This window comes from Thermophilibacter immobilis (genome assembly GCF_015277515.1).
Taxonomy (GTDB): Bacteria; Actinomycetota; Coriobacteriia; order Coriobacteriales; family Atopobiaceae; genus Thermophilibacter; species Thermophilibacter immobilis.
Genome location: NZ_CP063767.1, coordinates 1102528 through 1121041, shown reverse-complemented (window position 1 = coordinate 1121041; position 18514 = coordinate 1102528). Strand labels below are relative to the sequence as shown.

At 68.1% G+C, this 18514-nt stretch carries 15 protein-coding genes and 1 pseudogene; 14 read left to right on the top strand and 2 right to left on the bottom strand.

What is annotated here, in order from left to right; genetic code table 11:
* The first annotated feature begins 42 nt into the window (after nt 1–42).
* The 6 genes from INP52_RS04960 to INP52_RS04935 all read left to right on the top strand — a co-directional run bounded on the left by INP52_RS04960 (nt 43) and on the right by INP52_RS04935 (nt 10388).
* Entirely contained in the window at nt 43–3741 is a 3699-nt protein-coding gene (locus INP52_RS04960; protein ID WP_194369587.1) for an ABC transporter ATP-binding protein/permease, read from the top strand.
* A 195-nt stretch (nt 3742–3936) separates the two neighbouring features.
* Entirely contained in the window at nt 3937–4809 is an 873-nt protein-coding gene (gene efeU / locus INP52_RS04955; protein WP_228478257.1) for an iron uptake transporter permease EfeU, read from the top strand.
* 76 nt (nt 4810–4885) lie between these two features.
* Complete coding sequence (gene efeO, locus INP52_RS04950; RefSeq protein WP_194369585.1) at nt 4886–6211, top strand: iron uptake system protein EfeO; 1326 nt, start codon at nt 4886–4888, stop codon at nt 6209–6211.
* Nucleotides 6212–6320: 109 nt separating this feature from the next.
* The gene (locus INP52_RS04945; RefSeq protein WP_194369583.1) at nt 6321–7739 is read left to right on the top strand and encodes a Dyp-type peroxidase; all 1419 of its coding nucleotides are present in this window, start codon (nt 6321–6323) and stop codon (nt 7737–7739) included.
* 42 nt (nt 7740–7781) lie between these two features.
* On the top strand, nt 7782–8423 hold the full coding sequence (locus tag INP52_RS04940) for an FMN-binding protein (RefSeq protein ID WP_194369581.1): 642 nt from the start codon (nt 7782–7784) through the stop codon (nt 8421–8423).
* Between the two features lie 9 nt (nt 8424–8432).
* On the top strand, nt 8433–10388 hold the full coding sequence (locus tag INP52_RS04935; protein ID WP_194369579.1) for an FAD:protein FMN transferase: 1956 nt from the start codon (nt 8433–8435) through the stop codon (nt 10386–10388).
* Here the strand turns inward: INP52_RS04935 and INP52_RS09905 are convergent.
* Together INP52_RS09905 and INP52_RS10145 are read right to left on the bottom strand one after the other, a co-directional pair.
* On the bottom strand, nt 10345–11052 hold the full coding sequence (locus INP52_RS09905; RefSeq protein WP_228478256.1) for a ferrochelatase: 708 nt from the start codon (nt 11050–11052) through the stop codon (nt 10345–10347). The two genes, INP52_RS04935 and INP52_RS09905, sit on opposite strands and share 44 nt — an antisense overlap.
* Nucleotides 11012–11422, bottom strand: a pseudogene (locus INP52_RS10145) (ferrochelatase); the annotation flags it as partial. The gene INP52_RS09905 and the pseudogene INP52_RS10145, both read right to left, overlap by 41 nt.
* Nucleotides 11423–11585: 163 nt before the next feature.
* On the opposite strand from INP52_RS10145, the gene INP52_RS04920 reads away from it, so the two are divergent.
* The 8 genes from INP52_RS04920 (at nt 11586) to INP52_RS04885 (ending at nt 18505) form a co-directional block, all read left to right on the top strand.
* Nucleotides 11586–12464 carry an AraC family transcriptional regulator gene (locus tag INP52_RS04920; RefSeq protein ID WP_194369566.1) on the top strand — a complete coding sequence of 293 codons (879 nt, stop codon included), beginning with the start codon at nt 11586–11588 and terminating at the stop codon, nt 12462–12464.
* 216 nt (nt 12465–12680) lie between these two features.
* The gene (locus INP52_RS04915; protein ID WP_194369564.1) at nt 12681–13232 is read left to right on the top strand and encodes an IS1 family transposase; all 552 of its coding nucleotides are present in this window, start codon (nt 12681–12683) and stop codon (nt 13230–13232) included.
* Entirely contained in the window at nt 13229–13717 is a 489-nt protein-coding gene (locus tag INP52_RS04910) for a hypothetical protein (RefSeq protein ID WP_194369562.1), read from the top strand. Before INP52_RS04915 ends, INP52_RS04910 begins: the two co-directional genes overlap by 4 nt.
* A gap of 131 nt (nt 13718–13848) precedes the next feature.
* Nucleotides 13849–14016: an MptD family putative ECF transporter S component gene (locus INP52_RS10140; protein WP_194369560.1), complete on the top strand. Its 168-nt coding sequence runs from the start codon at nt 13849–13851 to the stop codon at nt 14014–14016.
* Complete coding sequence (locus tag INP52_RS04900) at nt 13967–14995, top strand: isocitrate/isopropylmalate dehydrogenase family protein (RefSeq protein ID WP_194369558.1); 1029 nt, start codon at nt 13967–13969, stop codon at nt 14993–14995. Before INP52_RS10140 ends, INP52_RS04900 begins: the two co-directional genes overlap by 50 nt.
* A gap of 47 nt (nt 14996–15042) precedes the next feature.
* Nucleotides 15043–16674 (top strand): NAD-dependent malic enzyme, encoded by a 1632-nt coding sequence (locus INP52_RS04895; RefSeq protein ID WP_194369556.1) that lies wholly within the window; start codon nt 15043–15045, stop codon nt 16672–16674.
* Nucleotides 16675–16814: 140 nt separating this feature from the next.
* Entirely contained in the window at nt 16815–17669 is an 855-nt protein-coding gene (locus INP52_RS04890) for a LysR family transcriptional regulator (protein ID WP_194369554.1), read from the top strand.
* A 239-nt stretch (nt 17670–17908) separates the two neighbouring features.
* Nucleotides 17909–18505: an MptD family putative ECF transporter S component gene (locus INP52_RS04885; protein WP_194369552.1), complete on the top strand. Its 597-nt coding sequence runs from the start codon at nt 17909–17911 to the stop codon at nt 18503–18505.
* The last annotated feature ends 9 nt before the right edge of the window (nt 18506–18514 follow it).

The following is an 18514-nucleotide window of genomic DNA, read 5'->3' as shown; positions in this document are numbered from 1 at the left end:
ATGTCGGTCCCGCATCCTTCCTCGTCGCCTGGAGGCACGCCCATGTTCAACAAGAGGCTTTTGAGTCTCGTGCCCGACGCCACGCGCTCGGCCCTGCTCTGCGTCGTCTTCACGTGGCTCGCGCTCGTCGCGCGCATCTTCTTGCTCCTGGGCGTGGCGAACGCGCTCGCGGGGCTCTTCCTCGGCGCGAGGCCTGCGACCTCAGCATACGGCGTCGCGGCGGCGCAGCTCGCCGCCCTGTGCGCCCTGCAGGCGCTCGCCTGCTGGCACGCGCGCCGCGCGGGCCAGCAGGCTGCGGCCAGCATGAGCAGGGAGGTGTTCGACAAGCTCGTCCGCCTGGGACCCTCGTTCGAGAGCAGGGTGGAGGCCGGCGAGGCCTCTCAGCTCATGGGGGAGGGCGCCGAGCGCCTGCGCCCCTACTTCTCCGAGTACCTGCCCCAGTTCATCTACGCCCTCGCCGCCCCCCTCACCGTGTTCGTCGTGATCTGGCCTCTGAGCTGGCCCGCGGCCCTTGTCATGCTGCTCTGCGTGCCCCTCGTTCCGGGCTCGATCATGATGTTCATGAAGCGCGCCAAGCGCTTCATGGGGGAGTACTGGGGGACCTACGTCGACCTCTCGGGGGCGTTTCTCGACGCGATCCGCGGCCTCGTGACGCTCAAGTCGTATCGCGCCGACGCCACGTGGCACGAGCGGCTCAACCACCAGGCCGAGGAGTTTCGCCAGGTGACCATGAGCCTGCTCAGGGTGCAGATGGGAAACGTCTGGCTCATGGACCTCTTCACCTACGCGGGCATAGCGGCGGGCGTCGTGGTGGGCCTGACCCAGCTCGCCGCCGGCAGCCTGGACCTCACGGGTTGCCTCGTGATCGTGCTGCTCGCGGCCGACTTCTTCGTGCCGATGCGCCGCTTCGGCTCGCTGTTCCACACGGGCATGAACGCCAATGCCGTCGCTGAGCGCATCCTCGCCCTGCTCGACCTCCCCGAGCCCGCCCATGGCGAGAGGGACTGCGACCTCGCGCGTCCCGAGATAGCGGCCGAGCACCTCACGTTCTCCTACGACGGCTTGACGCGGGCGCTCGACGACGTCGCGCTTGAGGTTGGCGTCAACGCGCTCGTGGGGGTGACGGGCGAGAGCGGGTCGGGCAAGTCCACCCTCGCCCGCGTGCTCACCGGAGGCGCCTTCGACTACGAGGGGAGCGTCACCGTCTGCGGGTGCGAGCTCAGGGAGCTCTCGCGCGAAGCGCTCGGGCGGTCCGTGACCGTGGTCTCCCAGCGCAGCCACGTGTTCAAGGGGACCTTCCGCTCGAATCTCGCGCTCGGTCGGGAGGGCGCGACCGACGAGAATCTCTGGGGCGCGCTCAGAAACGCCCAGCTCGACGACTTCGTGCTCGCGGCGGGAGGCCTCGACGCCGAGGTGCGCGAGGGCGGCTCCAACCTGTCGGGCGGCCAGCGCCAGCGGCTCTGCTTCGCGCGCGCCCTCCTGCGTGACACGCCGATCTACGTCTTCGACGAGATAGCGTCGAACGTCGACGCCGAGAGCGAGCGCAAGCTCCTCGAGGGCATCCAGCTCCTCTCCGTGACGCGCACGGTCCTGGTGGTCTCGCACCGGCTCTCCACGCTGGCCTGGGCGGACCGCACCTACGTCATGGACGCGGGCCGCATCGTGGAGAGTGGGGACCACCAGAGCCTCATGCGCCGAGGGGGGACCTACCGCCGGCTCTGGGACCAGCTCCAGGAGCTCGAGGACTTTGCCCGCGCGAACGAGGTCGCCTATGACGACGACGCGTACGTGCCCACCGAGGCCGAGCTCCGCGTCCAGGAGGTGACCCGCCTGCACCCCGAGATCCCACTCATGGGGGCCCAGACCATGCAGGCGGCCCTCGACGTGCTCGACTACGCGCGCTACCGGCAGGCCCCGGCGGTGAGCCTTCCCGCGGGGCACCCCTCCTGGATCCCTCTGCCCGACTACGAGGCAGAGGCGGGGTCGAGTCCGGTCACCCCCTCCTTGGACGAGGCCGCCGGGAAGGCCCCGTCGGACCCCGACTCCGCCGGTGCCGAGGACCCGGGTCCCACGCCCGCCCCCACGAGAGGGTCCGCGCCGCGGATCGTGGCAGGGATGGTGCGCCTCACCGGCCGCATGGCGCCGGAGCTTGTGGTCGCGGGCGTCCTGGGGGCCACGGGCAACCTCTGCGCGGCCGGCCAGCTTGTGGCGGCGGGCGCCTGCGTGGCCGCCCTGGCCTCTGCGGGCTCGCGGGCGCTGCCGGTCGCGGGGCTCGCCGCCGTGGTCCTTCTGGGCCTCGCGCGCGGCGTCGTGCACTACCTCGAGCGCCTCCTCACGCACGACCAGACCTTCCGCACCCTCCAGCTCGTGCGCGACCGGGTCTTCGGGGCCCTGCGCAGCCTCGCCCCCGCCAAGCTGCAGGGGCGTGGCGCAGGCGACCTCGCGGCGCTTCTGAGCTCGGACGTCGAGACGCTCGAAGGCCTCTACTCGCGGATTCTCGCGCCCACGCTCGCCACCCTGCTCAGCTCGGTGGCGCTCACGGCCTTCGTCTGGGAGCGCTCGGCTGAGCTCGGGGCCCTGACGCTCGTCGCGCTCGTAGTCGTGGGGGTCGTCATGCCCCTGGCGGGCTCCCGCCTCACGCGGGAGCGCGGCACGCGGGTCACAGACTACTCCGCCCTCATGGGTGCGTTCGTGCTCGACAGCCTCGAGGGCATGGGCGACCTCCTGCAGTACGGGCGCGCCTCCGCCTTCTCCCAGGAGCTGGGCGCGCACGCGGGCTCGCTCTCGGACGGCTCGCGCGGCTATGACGCGAGGACCTCGACCCTCGGCGCGCTCCCGCCCGCGCTCGGCCTCGCCTTCGTGGCCGCCGCAGTGGCGCTCTCGGCCGGTCTCGTCGCATCGGGCGCGCTCGCGGCCCCGGACGCGCTCGCCTGCGTCCTGGCGCTGATCGCAGCCCTTGACCCCGTCGAGGAGGTCGCGCACCTGGGCTTCTCGCTCCAGCGGACGCTCTCCTGCGCCCGTCGGATCCTCGACGTGCTCGGTGAGGAGCCGGCCGTGCGCGACGTGGAGCCGGGGGAGCGACCGGGTTCCCGGGCGAGCGTGGAGGTCGCGCACGTCTCGTTTGCCTACGAGGCCGGCGCGGACGTGCTGAGCGACGTCTGCCTGACGGTCCGCCCGGGCGAGGTGCTGCGCGTCGTGGGAAGAAGCGGCGTCGGGAAGTCCACGCTCCTGGGGCTGATCATGCGCTTCTGGGACGTGGACGACGGGGCCGTCGAGGTGGCCGGCCGCGACGTCCGACGCCTGGGCACGGGTGCGCTGCGCTCCCTCGAGGCATACATGACGCAGGACACCTACCTCCTCGACGCGACGCTGCGCGAGAACCTCATGCTCGCGCGCCCCGACGCGAGCGAGGGCGAGCTCGAACGCGCCCTTGCGGCTGCGGCGCTCGCCTCGACGGTGGCACGGCTTCCCCGGGGGCTCGACACCCCCGTCGGCGCGGGCGCGAGCCCCCTGTCCGACGGCGAACGGCAGCGTGTGGGCCTCTGCCGCGCGCTTCTCTCGCAAGCCCCCATCCTCCTGCTCGACGAGCCCACGAGTAACCTGGACAGCCTCAACGAGGCGGCCGTGCTCAGGGCGCTCGACGAGGCGCGCGCGGGCCGCGCCGTCATTCTCGTAAGCCATCGCAAGGTGGCGGCCGCGCTCGCCACGCGGACCCTCGTCCTCACGGGCCGCGCCTCGTAGGACTTCCCATGGCGGCGCGAGGCTGGCTCGCGCCGCCATGGGAATCCTAGCCAAAACGGACGCCCCGGCCCCAAAGGGGCTAACCCGCCGCCGACCGTCGCGAATCGACTCTTCAGGGCGTATAAAGGAACGAGCAAGTATCCCATGGCTTACTTTCAAGCCCTCTGGCTCTGACCCCAACCCAAGGAGCGTCGCTTGGAGATCTTCGTCGCTAACTTCCTCATCGCCCTGCGCGAGGGCGTCGAGGCGGCCCTCGTGGTCGGCATCCTGGTCGCGTACATCTACAAGGTCGGCCGCGAGGACATCATGCCTAAGCTCTGGCTGGGCGTGGTCATCGCCGCGATCGTGCCGCTGGGGCTCGGCGTCTACTGGACCTGGGGCCCCATGACCATCACTTTCCAGACCCAGGAGATTCTGGGGGGCTCTTTGTCCCTCGTGGCGATGGGGTTCGTGACGTGGATGATCTTCTGGATGGGCAAGAACTCCCGCAGGCTCGCCCGGGGCGTCGAGGAGCAGGCCAAGGAGGCGCTCGACGCGGGCAACGTCAGCGGTCTCGTATGGCTCGCCATCGTCTCGGTGGGCCGCGAGGGCGCCGAGACGGCCGTCTTCGTGTGGGCCACCGTGCGCTCATCGGGGGAGCAGGGGGTCGCGGGCCCCGCCGCCGGCGTGCTGCTCGGTCTGGTGGGGGCCGTCATCGTGGGATACCTCGTCTACAGGGGCTCCACCCTCATCGACATCCACAAGTTCTTCGCGGTGACGGGCTACCTGCTCATCTTCGTGGCCGCGGGCATCGTCATGTACGGGATCAAGGACCTGCAGGAGGCCTCGGTCATCCCGGGATACGCCGTCTACCTCTACGATCACTCCGCCATGATCGCGGCCGTCGCGGGAACCTGGTGGTTCACCCTTCTGCGCGCCTTCTTCAACCTCGACATCCTCTTCTCGCCCACCTGGCTGCAGCTCGCCGCATGGGCCACGTACCTCGTCGTCGTGCTCGTCCTGTTCACGCTTCAGCTCAAGGGCAAGATCTTCGTCGACACACCCAACGCGTCACCGGAGGCCTCGTAGCCCCGGCGCGCGCACTCGCTCGCCACGTTCGTGGAATGCCGAAAGGCGTACGCATCTGGATAGGAAAGGAAGTTCCATGCTCAATCTGAACACGGGTACCTGGGTGAGGAAGGCCGCGACCGCGGCCATAGCGGGCGTCCTGGTGGCCGTCCCTCTCGCGGGCTGCCAGTCCAACGCCACCACCCAGTCCGGCTCGGACGCCTCCCAGGCGACGACCGCCTCCGACCAGTCCTCGCAGGAGATCACCGTCACCATCGACGACTCGTCCTGCAAGCTGAGCGCCAACGCCACCAAGTCCGGTACCGTGACCTTTCACGTGACCAACAACGGGACGTCCGTCAACGAGTTCGAGATCCTGGCCGAGGACAAGCTCCAGATCAAGACCGAGCGCGAGAACATCACGCCGGGCACAACCGTCGACGTGACGGCCGCCCTCGAGCCGGGCACCTACTACACCGCCTCCAAGACGAACATGGTCGGCCCGCTCGTCGACGCCACCGAGTTCACCGTCGAGGACTCCGGCGAGGAGGTCGCCGTCTCCGACGACGAGCAGGAGCTCCGCAACCAGGCCGTCACCGCCTACACCGCCTACATCAAGGACCAGTCGGGCCAGCTCCTGGATGCCACCACTGAGTTCGCCGAGCACTACAAGGCCGGTGACACCGCGTGGTGCAAGGAGAACTATGCCCTCGTGAGGATGCACTACGAGCGCATCGAGCCCACGGCCGAGGCGTTCGGCGACATCGACCCCTACCTGGACGAGCGTCGCGCCGACGCGGGCGACGACGGCTACAGCACCGACCATGTAGACTTCGAGGCCGGCGACGATCTGCACGAGAACGGCTACTGGACCGGCTGGCACGCCATCGAGCTCGACCTTTGGAGTCCCGACGAGGCCGGCTACTCCGACGACTACCGCGCCGCCCTGGCCGACACGCTCGTGAGCGACACGCAAGACCTCTACGACCTCGTCTACGCGAGCAGCTTCGAGGTCTCGCTCGACGACATCTCCAACGGCGCCATCTCGCTCCTCGAGGAAGTCGCGACCACCAAGATCACCGGCGAGGAGGAGGCCTTCTCCCACACCGACCTGTACGACTTCCAGGCTAATGTCGAGGGGGCCAAGGTCGCCTACGGCGCCGTGCGCGACCTCGTCGAGACGAAGGACCCCGACACCGCCACCGAGATCGACAAGGCCTTCGTGACGATGAACGACGAGCTCTCCCAGTACAACACGGGCGACGCCGAGAACCCGGTCTACCCCTCCTACGCCGAGCTCGATGCCAACGCCGGCGAGGGTCAGGACGAGGACAGCCTCTCCGACGCCGCGCGCAAGCTCTCCAACGAGGTCAACGCGCTGCGCGAGTCCGTCGCCCAGCTGACCGCCATCGTCTTGGAGTAGGAGGCGCCCCTTCGTCCATGAAGACGCATCCGCAGGTATAGGCGTCAGCAGACCGACGGTCCCAAGACCGTCGGTCTGTCGGTGTTTTTGCAACAGAGAGGAACCCCTGATGTCCGACAAGAAAACAGCACCCGCCGAAAAGAGGCCGATGAGAGCCGGCGTCACGCGTCGCGACGCCCTCAGGGGCCTGGGCACCCTCGCCGCCGGGACCATCGCAGCCGTGGTGCTCCCCGGCTGCGACGACGCGAAGGCGTCCTCCGCCCCGGCCGCCGCGTCGAGCGAGACGGTCTCCAACCAGGCCGAGACCGGCGTGGCCGTGGCCACGGACGACTGGACCGAGGACGGCTCGATGGTCAGAAACGTCCAGCGCATCGAGGTCCCCATGCGCAGCGTCGAGCACCAGCCCGGCGTGACCGGCTCCCAGCAGAACCTGCAAGCGGTCGCGTTCGACATGAGCGACGCGGCCACCCGCGACGACCTCGTCGCCCTGCTCAAGACCTGGACAAAGTACTCGGAGAACCTCTGCGACGGCTTTCCCGTGGACGAGCCCAGATCCGACAAGAACGCGCCGCCCCTGGACTCCGGCGAGACGTACGACCTGGGCGCGGCAGGCCTCACCGTCTCGCTCGGCTTCGGGGCGACGCTGTTCCAGGCCTCCGACGGCACGGACCGCTACGGCCTCGCGGCGGTCAGGCCCGAGCGCCTCGACTACACGATGCCGCACTTCTCCGGCGACCAGCTCGCAGACGACGAATGCGGGGGCGACCTCTTCCTGCTCATAGCCGCCGAGGACCCCAAGGTGGCCTTCCACGCCGCGCGCAACCTGATCCGCGCGGCGTACGGCACGGCGACTATCCGCTGGAACAAGGTCGGCTACTACCACACGCTCTCGCCCGAGGGCTACGCGCATGCCGACCGCGACCTGTTCGGCTTCCGCGACGGCACGACCGCCCCGTCCCCCGAGGACGAGGACTACATGGAGAAGTGCGTCTGGATACAGCCCGACGACGATCCCCACGGCGAACTCTACGCAGGCGGCACGTATATGATGTGGCGCTCGTTCGACATGAAGATCGAGGCCTGGGACCAGCAGACGCTGGCCGAGCAGGAGCGCGTCATCGGGCGTACGAAGCTCGAGGGCATCCCCCTGTCCGGTGGCGAGGACGAGACGGCCGAGCCCGACCCCGAGGCGCTCGACGAGAACGGCGACCCCCTCATCGACCCCGCCTCCCACGTGGGCCTGTTCTCCTCGCTGCGCCACTCCTCCGGTCACACGATGTTTCGCTGGGGCTGGAACTTCTCCAACGGCTTCAACGCCGTGGGTCAGCTCAGGGCCGGCATGCACACCGGCGGCATGGCGCGTGACCCCGAGAACGACTTCTACCAGTTCATGCGCCTGTGGCGTGACTGCGACCTCACGGAGTACCTGTCCTTCACCGGCTCGGCCTCCTGGCTCATGCTCCCCGGCCTGCAGAAGACCCAGGAGTACTTGGGTCAGAACATCCTCGAGGCCACGGCCACCAGCTAGGGCGGGCCTCGCATGGTCCCGCCGACGAGAAAGGGGTGAGAGGTGACCCGCATACCGAGGAACCTCCTCGTGCGCTCCCTGTGCGTAGGGGCCGTTGCCGCCTCGCTCGCAGGCGCCAATGCCTTTCTGAGCGTCTCGTCCGCGCAGGCCGCGCAGGCGGCCCAGGAAGGGCGCACCTCCGGCGAGCGAGGACCGCTCATGAAGGACGGCACCTTCGAGGGCACGGCCCGCTCGTTCGGCGGCCCCCTCTCTGTCTCGGTGAGCGTGGAGAACGGCTACCTCACCGACATCTCCGTCACGAGGACGGGTGACACCGACTCCTACCTCAGCCTCGCGTCCGAAAAGCTCATACCCGAGATCGAGGAATCCCAGAGCTGGGACCTCGACACGGTGAGCAGCGCCACCTACTCCAGCCACGGCATCATGAACGCCGTCAACAACGCGCTGGTGAACGGTGGTGCCGCCGAGGGCAGCACTGCGCGGACCAGCATGACGACCAGCTCGTCCGCGGCCCACTCCACCTCCGAGCTCAAGCGGATCGCGCAGACGAGAGCCGACGAGGACAGCGCCGCATGGTACGAGCTCACCGTGGGCGACCTCCTCGGGCAGAACGCATCGACCGAAGAGCAGAACGCCATCACCTACGGCTACACCCTGCGCCAGCAGTCTGACAGGACCCACTAGGTGAGCGCGATGTCCAAAAGTGCCAAGAAAGTGTGTGGTGCCTCGGCGGCCGCCTCTCACGCGGTCCCCCGCAAGAGTCGCCGCGACTTTGTGCGCTGGTCTCGTCTCGCCCTGCAGGTGGCCTTCTTCGTGCTGGCGCCCCAGGCCTTCTCGATGGCGTTTTCCGGTGCGCGCTCCCTCATGGTGGCGCTCGGCAGGGGAGAGGCCGCTGACGTCACGAGCTTCGTGCTCACGCTCGTCTTGCTGCTCGCGCACGCGGTCGTCTTCGGGCGCTTCTTCTGCGGCTACGCCTGCTCGTTCGGCACGCTCGGTGACGTCCTCTACCAGCTGGGAAAGCCGCTTCGCAGGGCGCTGCACGCTCATGGGCATCGCCTGTCCGCCCGCACGGAGGACGCGCTGCGCCTGATCAAGTACGTCGTGCTCGCCGTCGTGCTCGTGGCCTCGTTCGCGGGCGCCGGAGCCGTGGTGAGCGCCGTCTCACCGTGGACCGCCTTCGGCCAGCTCGTGAACGTGAGCCCGGCGAGCGTGGGGGTGGTCGGGGGCATCGTCCTCCTCGCTCTCTGCGCCCTCATGGTGGCCAAGGAGCGCTCGTTCTGCGAGTACCTCTGCCCCCTCGGCGCGCTCTTCTCGCTCATGCCGATACTGCCGCGCTCCAACCGGCACGTCGACCCGGGCCGTCCCGGGCAGGCGGAGGCGTGCAGGCGCCGCTGCCCCGTGCGCATCGCGCCTCCGGGCGAGGGGCCGCAGATGGGGGAGTGCGTCCAGTGCGACCGCTGCGAGACCGTCGCGCAGGCGGGCTGCGTCAACTTTGGCCCCGCCCTCAGGCGCGCGGAAGAGGCGCTGGACCAGCAGGGCTTCGCCGTCGACAGGGCCACGGGGCGGCCGACCTCCTACGAGCCCGCGAGGGATCGTCGCACGCGCCGCGTCGCTGCTCATTGCGCTGTGGCTCGGCGGTGCCGTGAGCTTTTTGCCGGCCCCTCCCTGGGCATGACGGCCGGCGCGGGCACCTCGCGCCCTTGTGCCTCTCGGCCTCCCCTCATCATGGGGGCCGGGGAGTTCTTCGACACGCTCGTGCGTATCAGGGCCGACTGCTCGCAGGAGCTGATGGACGTCTGCCTCGCCCGCTGCGCGCGCTTCCACGCCGCCCTCAACCGCTTCGACCCCACAAGCGACGTAGGGAGGCTCAATGCGGCGGGAGGGCGTCCCGTCGAGGTGGACCAGGACACCGCGGACGCCCTCCGGGAGTCTGTGCGCCTGGCGGAGGAGACCTGCGGCGCCTTCGACGCGAGCGTGGGGGCCGCGAGCGCGCTGTGGGACTTCAAGCGGGGGACGGTTCCCTCCGAGGCCCTCCTGCGCGCGGCCGTGGGGCACATCGGCTGGCGCCACCTTCACGTCTGCGGAAGGCGGACCTGGCTCGACGACCCGGCCGCCCGCATCGACCTGGGCGGCATGGCCAAGGGCTTCGTCACGGACGACCTCGTAAGCCTCCTTAGGAATGCGGGCTGCGTGCGCGCCGTGCTCGACCTGGGCGGGAACGTCCACTGCTTGGGCACGCGACCCGACGGGCGGCCCTGGCGCGTCGGCGTGGCCGACCCCGACGACACGTTCGGAAGGCCCCTGGCGGCCTGCGAGCTGGGGGACCAGAGCCTCGTGACGAGCAGCGTGCGCACCCGCGCGTTCGAGAGGGGCGGCGTACGCTACGCTCACATCCTCGACCCCCGGACGGGCGCGCCGCTCAAGACGAACCTGGCGAGTGCGAGCGTGCTGTGTGCGAGGTCAACGGAGGGCGAGGGCCTTGGAAAGCTGCTCCTCTCCCTGGGATGCCAGGGGGCCCTGGACTACGTGAACGGACACGACGGCATCGAGTGCCTCCTCGTGCGCGCGAACGGCGAAGTCACGCAGTCTGCGGGCGGCGCGTTCTCTATCCGAGGGAGCTCTCGATCCCCGTCCAGGAACCGTCCCTGAGGGCGTCGTCGATCACGCTGCGCACGACCACCGCATGCGCGTCCGAGTCGTCGAGGCAGGGGACCCACACGAAGCGCCCCCTGGGCCCGATGGCGCCGCCTTTGAGGCAGCGCGCCGGGCTCGGCGGCTCCACCTCGTCGCCCTCGAGCGCGCTCAGGAGCTCCTGGGGGACGTCGTAGAGCGTCTCCAGGCACTCGACCGCGAAGCCGGGGCAGCAGAAGAAGACCCTGAACTTCTGGTCGCGCCAGCCGCGCAGCACGTCAAGGGAGAGGGGCCGCGCCCAGGCGCTAGGGTCCGGCCCGAAGACGCTCTGGTAGGACACGGTGACGGAGGCGGGGTCGACGCCGAGCCGCTCCGCCACGGCGTCCGCCGTCTGTCGGGCCTGCTGGCGGTAGGTGTCCCCGGCGCGCTCGTCCTTGAGCGGAGCCGAGTGAAACGAGAGTACGAGGCGGTCGTCGGGACGCTGACCGAAGCCGCGCCCCTCGATGGAGGAGGCGACGGCCTCGAGGTAGAAGGCGTTCTGGGCATAGCCCTCGACGACCCTTCGCGGGGGGGTCCCACCCGAGCTCCGCGAGCGTCCGCTCGAAGGAGTCCGCGACCGAGCCGGTGATGCAGGAGGCCGTCTGCGGGTAGAGGGGCAGGCAGAGCACCCGCTCGGAGCCATCCTCCCGAAGGCTCGCGAGAGCATCTGCCATGCTCGGATCCCCGTAGCTCATGGCCGAGCGGACCGAGACGCCGCCGGTGGCCGAGGGGAGCAGCCCCTCGCGGTTGCACATCCACTGGACCTTGGCGCGCAGGCGCTCCTGGTGCGCGACGAGGGGGGCACCCCCCTCCTCCCACACGAAGCGGTACCGCTCGCTCGAGGAGAACCTGCGCTTGGGCAGGATGGCCTTCCTAAGCAGAATGTTCCACGCGATCTTGGGAAGCTGGCGGATGTGGGGGTCCATGAGGTAGGAGGAGAGGTAGGTCTCGACCGCGTCGGGAGTGGGGGCCGAGGGGGAGCCCGTGTTGGCTATGACGATTCCGGTGTCCAAAGGTCACTCCTTGGGGAGAGAATGTAAGCCATGAGTTACTTTAAGCGTTCTCCAGTCTATACTATGGTCTCGCGCATGAGCCCTGCCGGGGAGCGCGTGCGTCCAAAAGGGCCCGGGGGCAACGACGCCCCCTCGTTTGGCACGGATCCAATAGGGGTGAGCCATGTCGCAAGAGCGTCACATACCTGTCTTTGAGGGTGTCACCACTCGCATCGTCCGCCTGCGGCCCTCTGACGGCCCGGTCTCCATGGCGCGCGACCTGCCTGGTGGATCACTTCTCGTGGGTGGGTGCTGGCGAGGTATGTGCACCCTGCGCCATGGAGCCCTGCGCCTTCTCGTGGCTCCAGGAGACCTCTGCCTCCTGGTTGCGCGCCCGAGCCTGGGGGAGGAGCTCGTCGCCCTTGACGACTTCGAAGGCCTGTTTGTCTCGCTAAGTGCCGAGGGCCTCTCGGAGCAGACGCACGCGGTTCTCGTGGCCTTCGACGTGAGCCCGCAGGACCTGCTCGCGCGCATCCCCGCGGGCACTGGCTTCTCTTGGCTCACCGAGTGCCCCCGGGTTGCGCATGCGATGTGTGAGATGGACATTCGTTCGATGGGGAGGATGGGGGCGGGGGCCTATCGCCTCAAGACGATCGAGCTTCTGCACGCGATCTGCCAGGCGTCCCCTGGTGAGCGATGCGACTGCTGTGCCTCGACGCTCGCGGCGCACGAGGACATCGCGTGCCGCGCCCAGCGGGCCATGACCCAGAACCTGCGTCTCCCCAAGACCATAGACGGCCTCGCCGGGGAGTGCCATACCTCGCCAACGGTGCTCAAGCAGTCCTTTCGTGAGGTGTTCGGCGTGTCCGTCTACCAGTGGTACCGCTCCTATCGCATCCGTCGCGCGGCTGAGATGCTGTCTGCGGACAGCCGCCTCACGGTGTCCGAGGCCGCTGCCGCCGTGGGCTACTCGAGCCACTCCAAGTTCTCGCGCGCGTTTGGCGCCGTTATAGGCGAGACGCCGAGCGCCTGGCGCGCCCGCGTCGCGGTGGGGGAGCGGTAGAGCTCGACTTCTGCGTCGAGCATCAATCGTCGAGCCTGCCGCGGCGCACGCAACAACCCTCAGAAGGCTGCGTTCTGTGCAGATGGGCAGGCTCGGTGCGGCACCCGGGGCCTTGCCCCTGTTTTGAAAGGCTCTGTTAACCCGCCAATGACATTAGTGTCCGACCTGGAGAGTATTGTTCTCCCCAGGGTGGTAAGACGGTTTGGGGGAGGACGCATGGGGGACGGGATGAGGGCAATCGTTCGTAACATGAGCGCCAGGGAGCGCGATGAGATGTTGGGGCTGCTGCTCGAGGCGACGGCCGACGAGACGTCTGACGATTCCGAGGACTTCGAGGCACGGAGGTGTCCGAGATGCGGGTGCGCGCATGTCGTGCGCAAGGGTCGTGATCTGGCCGGACGCCAGCGCTGGCTCTGCCGCGGGTGCTCTCGCACGTTCGGGGGAGCCACGGGCAAGGTGCTCGGGACCACGAAGCTGCCGGCTGTCACGTGGGCCGAGTACGCCCGCTGCGTCGTCGACGGCCTCACGCTGCGCGATGCGGCAGAGAGGTGCGGGGTATCGCTCAAGACGAGCTTCTTCATGCGTCACAGGGCCATCGAGGTGATGGAGGGGATGCTCTCTCCGTTCGAGGCCGGTCCGGATTGTCCGGTCCAGGCCGACGAGACCCTCGTTCCGGACTCCCTGTCGGGCAACCACGCCCGCCGCCTGGGTTTTCCATGCCCCGTCCGGCCAGGCACCGCGGCCGCGACGGGGTCAGACGCGGCGTGAGCGGGGACAAGGTGAGCATCATGACATGCGTGAACGCGAGGGGGGATGTGTTCCTCCAGGAGGTGTGCCTCGGCAAGGCGGGCGTCGGCGCGTGCAGGGCCGGGCTCGCCGGATGCGCCCTCAGGGGCGCAATCGTCTCCACCGACAGGCTTGCGGGATACGTGAGGCCACTTGCGGAGATGGGCGTGGCCGTACACGGGAGGTTCTCCTCCGGTGGCAGTCATACACCCCTTAACAGGGTGAACGCCCTTCACTCGACCCTCTCGCTCTTTCTCTCGCCATTTCGCGGGGTGTCGACGAGGAGACTCCACGGCTATCTCATGTGGTTCAAGTGGACGCTCGAAGCCCGGCGCTCACGAGGACGTACGGACCTCCTGCTCGAGCAGCTCGATGCGGGGTCGTACGCAAGGACGTGGCGTGGCTACGCCGAGACTCCTTATCCATTCCATCCGGAGCTCAATCAACAGATGTCATCGGTGGTTTAACAGAGCCTTTTGAAAAAAGGTCCCAACCTTCCGCGCGCCTCCTCCGGCGCGCATATACTAACTCGCGAGTTAGGTAGCGCTGACAATCTAAGGGGTGGGAAGAGACGGCGAGCCATTCGAACCCCGACAAGATGGGCGCGCGCGACGCGGTGATGGTGGGTGCTCTGGGGGCGGTCATAATCGTCATACGGTTTGCCCTCATGATCGTGGGAGGCCTCGGACCCTACGTCTGGTTTTCCTCGCACTTCGTTGACGCGCTGCTCATCGGCCCCGTGTTCATGCATAGCCAAGCTCGATGACTCCGTAGCATTTGACTTCGACGATTTCCCCTGGGGCTGTGAGTACTATCTGAGAACCGGCAAGATGATGGCGGACGACGGCATAGAGCAGTTGCGCGCTTTTGATGCGATTTACCGGGGCGCCGTTGGCGCCCCGAGCGTCCCCGATCATATTTCGCTGTGGGGGCTGCTGCTCAAGATTAGAAAGGAGTTCGACGAGTATGTGAACGTGCGCCCGGTCAAGCTCCTCGAGGGGGCACATGGTGTGATTACCCCGCTTAAGAACGTGGGGCGGGGAGACATCGACATGACGGTCATACGCGAGAACAGCGAGGGAGAGTACGCGGGGGCGGGAGCCTGGCTTTACAAGGGCAAACCTCACGAGACCGTTCTGCAGACGGGGGTGTTCTCTCGGGTGGGGACCGAACGCATCATCCGCTACGCGTACGATCTGGCCCGTGCGCAGGGCAAGACGCTCACGAGCGTCAGCAAGGGCAACGCACTGAACTATTCGATGGTCTTCTGGGACGGGGTCTTCGAGGAGGTGGGCAGGGAGTACCCAGACGTGGAGACCCACTCGCTGCTGGTGGACGCGGCGGCCATGAACTTCGTCATGCACCCCGCCCGCTTCCAGGTGGTCGTGACCTCAAACCTGTTCGGGGACATCCTGACCGACCTGGGCGCTGCAATTGTCGGCGGCATGGGGCTAGCCGCCGGTGCTAACCTCAACCCCGAGAAGAAATACCCCTCGATGTTCGAGCCCATCCACGGGTCCGCCCCCGACATTGCCGGACGGGGAATTGCCAACCCCCTGGCGTCTATCTGGTCAGTCTCCCAGATGCTGGACTTTCTCGGCCTGCCCGCATGGGGAGCCGCCGTCATACAGGCGATCGAGACGGTGGTGCGGGGCCCCGTCCTTACCGTGGACATGGGGGGAACGGCCTCCACGTCAGAGGTCGGCGACGAGTTGGCACGCGTTCTTGTCGCCCCGAACGACTAGTCGCGCTACGCATGAAAGCAGAACAGCCTCTAAGAAAGGGATGCACCATGAACAAGACCGGATTTGCGGTGCTCGTCGACCCCCTGCTCAACAAGGGCACGGCCTTCACGGCGGAGGAGCGAGCGCAGCTGGGCCTCCAGGGCCTTCTGCCCGCCGGGGTCCAGACCATCGAGCAGCAGGAGAGGGAGGTCTACGAGCGCTTCCTGGCCGAGCCCACGGACCTCGCCAAGCGCATCTACCTCATGGGCGTGCGCGACTCGAACGCCCGCCTTTTCTTCTACAGCATGGAGCGCCACCTGACGGAGTACATGCCCATCGTCTACGCCCCCACGGTCGCGCAGTCCATCGAGAACTACGACGAGCACTACTTTGGCAGCAAGGTCGCCTACGTCTCAGTCGACCATCCCGAGCTGGTCGAGGAGTCGCTCCGTGCCTTCGCGGGGGAGGGTGCCGACATCCGCCTCGTGGTGGCGACCGACTCCGAGGGCATCCTGGGCATCGGCGACTGGGGCACCAACGGCGCCGAGATCCTCACCGGCAAGCTCGCCGTCTACACGGCGGCGGCCTCCATCGACCCGGCCAAGATCCTACCCGTCATGGTGGACGCGGGCACCAACCGCAAGGAGCTTCTCGACGATCCGCGCTACCTGGGCAACCGCTTCGAGCGCGTCCGCGGCCAGCGCTACGATGACCTCATCCAGGCGCTCGTGGACGCCTCGCTCAAGCTCTATCCGAGCGCCCTCCTTCACTGGGAGGACTTCGGGCGTCCCTGCGCCGCCCCCATCCTCGAGCGCTACCGTGACACCGTCCTCACCCTGAACGACGACATCCAGGGCACGGGCGTGACGGTCCTGGGCGCCCTCATGGCCGCCACCAAGGTCGCGGATGCCCCGCTCAGCGACTCGCGCATCCTCACCTTTGGCGCCGGCACGGCTGGCATCGGCATCGCCGACCAGATCGTCGACGGCCTCGAGAAGCTCGGTGGGCTCACGTCTGCGGAGGCGCGCTCACGGGTCTACCTCGTTGACCGTGACGGGCTCATCCTCAAGGGAATGCCCGACCTGACCGAGGGCCAGGTCCGCTATGCCCACGACGCCTCCGAGTTTGCCGCCGACCTTAAGACCACCTCGCTCGCGGCCGTCGTCGACGCCGTCCGCCCGACGGCCCTTATCGGTACCTCGACCGTTCACGGAGCCTTCACCGAGGATGTCGTGCGCGCCATGGCCTCGCACGTCGAGCACCCCTTCATAGCGCCCATCTCCAATCCCACGAAGCTCGCCGAGGCCACGGCCGCAGACGTCATTCGCTGGTCGGAGGGGCGTGCCTCGGTGGTCACCGGGACGCCGTCCGCCCCGGTCGACTACGACGGGGTGACCTACCACATCGGTCAGGGCAACAACGCCCTCATGTACCCGGGCATCTGCCTGGGGGCGCTCATTCCCAGCGCCCGCATCGTGAGCCGCGGCATGCTGCTCGCCGGCGCCCAGGCCCTCGCGGATATGATCGACACCTCCCAGCCCGGTGCCCCGGTCCTGCCGCCCATGAGCGACCTCACCCAGATCACGCGCAACGTGGCCACGGCGGTCGCCGAGAGGGCGCTCGAGGAGGGGCTGAACCGGGTCGAGGTCGCGGACGTGGGCGCGGCGATCGATGCCGCGGCGTGGCACCCGGAGTACTAGCTCCGCGCGCTCGCATCCTCCCACAGACGGAAGGTCGTCAGGTAGACAGCCATGGCCGCCATCAGGAACATTCACGATCTTGAGGTCTTCGAGCGGGTGGTGAGCACGGCAGCTTCACGAAGGCCGCCCGTGCTCTTGGCATGTCGCAGCCCGCGGTGTCGCTGGCCGTCAAGCGCCTCGAGCGCCAGCTGGGCACCGAGCTCTTCTTGCGCCAGCAGTTCGACTCGAGCGACGTCTCGCTGACCGACGCCGGCAAGATTCTCGTGGCCCATGCGGGCGCGGCGCTGTGCGAGATCGACGCGGCCGCGCGAAAGATCGAGAGCCTGGAGTGCCGCCGCGCGATTCGCCTCAGCCTGCCCCCCATCATCCTGGACCGCTACTTCAAGGATAACATGGGCGCGCTCGCCACGGCGTTCCAGGGCCATCGGGTCGTGGTCTCGTCTTGGGGCTCGCAGCGCACCCTCGAGGAGATCCGCCACCATAACCTGGACGTGGGGGTGGTGGCCTCCGCGGCCGACGAGCTCGACATCCCCCACGTCAGGAGCCGCAGGGTGGGCACCTTCCCCTTCTGCCTTGCCCTGCCGGCGGGACAGGCGGCCCCGTGTCCGGGGGCCTCGATCAGCTTCGAGGAGTTCTGCGCCCTCCCGAGCCTGCCGTTCGTCTCGTTCACGAGCGACTACATACAGCGCGACATCCTGCAGGGGCTCTCAGAGCGCTGCGGGAGGAGCACCCAGATAGCCGCCGAGACGGACCAGATATCCGAGCTCAAAGGACTCATCGAGGCGGGAGTGGGCGTGGGTTTCGTGACCAGCCTCGTCATGGACGGGGACGCCCTCACCCTCGTCCCCCTCACGGGCCCGGGGACGCCGACGTTCAACATCTTCGTCTTCGAGGACCTCTCGCGGCCCTTCCACGCGGACGACTCCTGCATCCAGGACATCCTGCGCGTCCTGCGCGAGACGATCGCCACGCCGCACCCCGCAGACCCGGTCTGACGCCGACCTGCGCGCCGCGGCGGGGGCGGTAGGGCCCTGAGTGAGCGTCGAGTCTGCCCACCTGCACGGAATGCAGCTCTCTAAGGGGCGTTGTGTGCGCCGCGGCAGGCTCGACGCCGCGCGCGCAACCTTGTCCCTGTTTTGAAAAGGTCCCAACCTTCCGCGCTCCTCCTTCGGCGCGCATACACTATGCTAACTTGCGAGTTAGGTAGCACTGACAATCTAAGGGGTGCGAAGAGATGGCGAGTCAGTCAAGTTCCGACAAGATGACCGCGCGCGACGCAGTGATGGTGGGTGCCCTGGGGGCGGTCATAATCGTCATACGGTTCGCCCTCATGATCGCGGGAGGCCTCGGACCCTACGTCTGGTTCTCCTCGCACTTCGTCGACGCGCTGCTCATCGGCCCCGTGTTCATGCTCGTCATGTCCAAGGTCAGAAAGCCCGGGGCCTTTCTCATCATCAGCGTGGTCACCGGCCTCGTGTTCGTGGAGGCGACGTGGATGATCCTCGTCACCGGAATCGTGGGCGGCCTGCTCTGCGAGCTCTTCGCCAAGAGGGCCGACTATCGCCCCGGGGCCCTGGCGACGGCCGCGTTCTGCTTCTTCAACCTGGGCTTCATAGGCGACTTTCTCCCGCTCTACCTCACCAAGGAGCAGTACTTCGCCACGGCGATGACGCAGATGCCTCAGGCCTACGTCGACCAGCTGTACGCGCTCATCAGCGCGCCCGTCCTCGCCCTGATCGTGGCCAGCGTCATCGTAGGCTCCATCCTGGGCGCGCTGTTCGGGGCGAGGATGATGCGGAGGCACTTCGCCCGCGTCGCCCCCGCGAAGTAGGCCCCGTGA

Bases quoted from the DNA above. Each gene is read 5' to 3' on its own strand.
- INP52_RS04960 (WP_194369587.1), top strand. From the start codon at position 43: ATGTTCAACAAGAGGCTTTTGAGTCTCGTGCCCGACGCCACGCGCTCG.
- efeO (WP_194369585.1), top strand. From the start codon at position 4,886: ATGCTCAATCTGAACACGGGTACCTGGGTGAGGAAGGCCGCGACCGCG.
- INP52_RS04945 (WP_194369583.1), top strand. From the start codon at position 6,321: ATGTCCGACAAGAAAACAGCACCCGCCGAAAAGAGGCCGATGAGAGCC.
- INP52_RS04935 (WP_194369579.1), top strand. From the start codon at position 8,433: ATGTCCAAAAGTGCCAAGAAAGTGTGTGGTGCCTCGGCGGCCGCCTCT.
- INP52_RS09905 (WP_228478256.1), bottom strand. From the start codon at position 11,052: ATGGCTCCGAGCGGGTGCTCTGCCTGCCCCTCTACCCGCAGACGGCCT.
- INP52_RS04920 (WP_194369566.1), top strand. From the start codon at position 11,586: ATGTCGCAAGAGCGTCACATACCTGTCTTTGAGGGTGTCACCACTCGC.
- INP52_RS04915 (WP_194369564.1), top strand. From the start codon at position 12,681: ATGGGGGACGGGATGAGGGCAATCGTTCGTAACATGAGCGCCAGGGAG.
- INP52_RS10140 (WP_194369560.1), top strand. From the start codon at position 13,849: ATGGGCGCGCGCGACGCGGTGATGGTGGGTGCTCTGGGGGCGGTCATA.
- INP52_RS04895 (WP_194369556.1), top strand. From the start codon at position 15,043: ATGAACAAGACCGGATTTGCGGTGCTCGTCGACCCCCTGCTCAACAAG.
- INP52_RS04890 (WP_194369554.1), top strand. From the start codon at position 16,815: ATGTCGCAGCCCGCGGTGTCGCTGGCCGTCAAGCGCCTCGAGCGCCAG.
- INP52_RS04885 (WP_194369552.1), top strand. From the start codon at position 17,909: ATGGCGAGTCAGTCAAGTTCCGACAAGATGACCGCGCGCGACGCAGTG.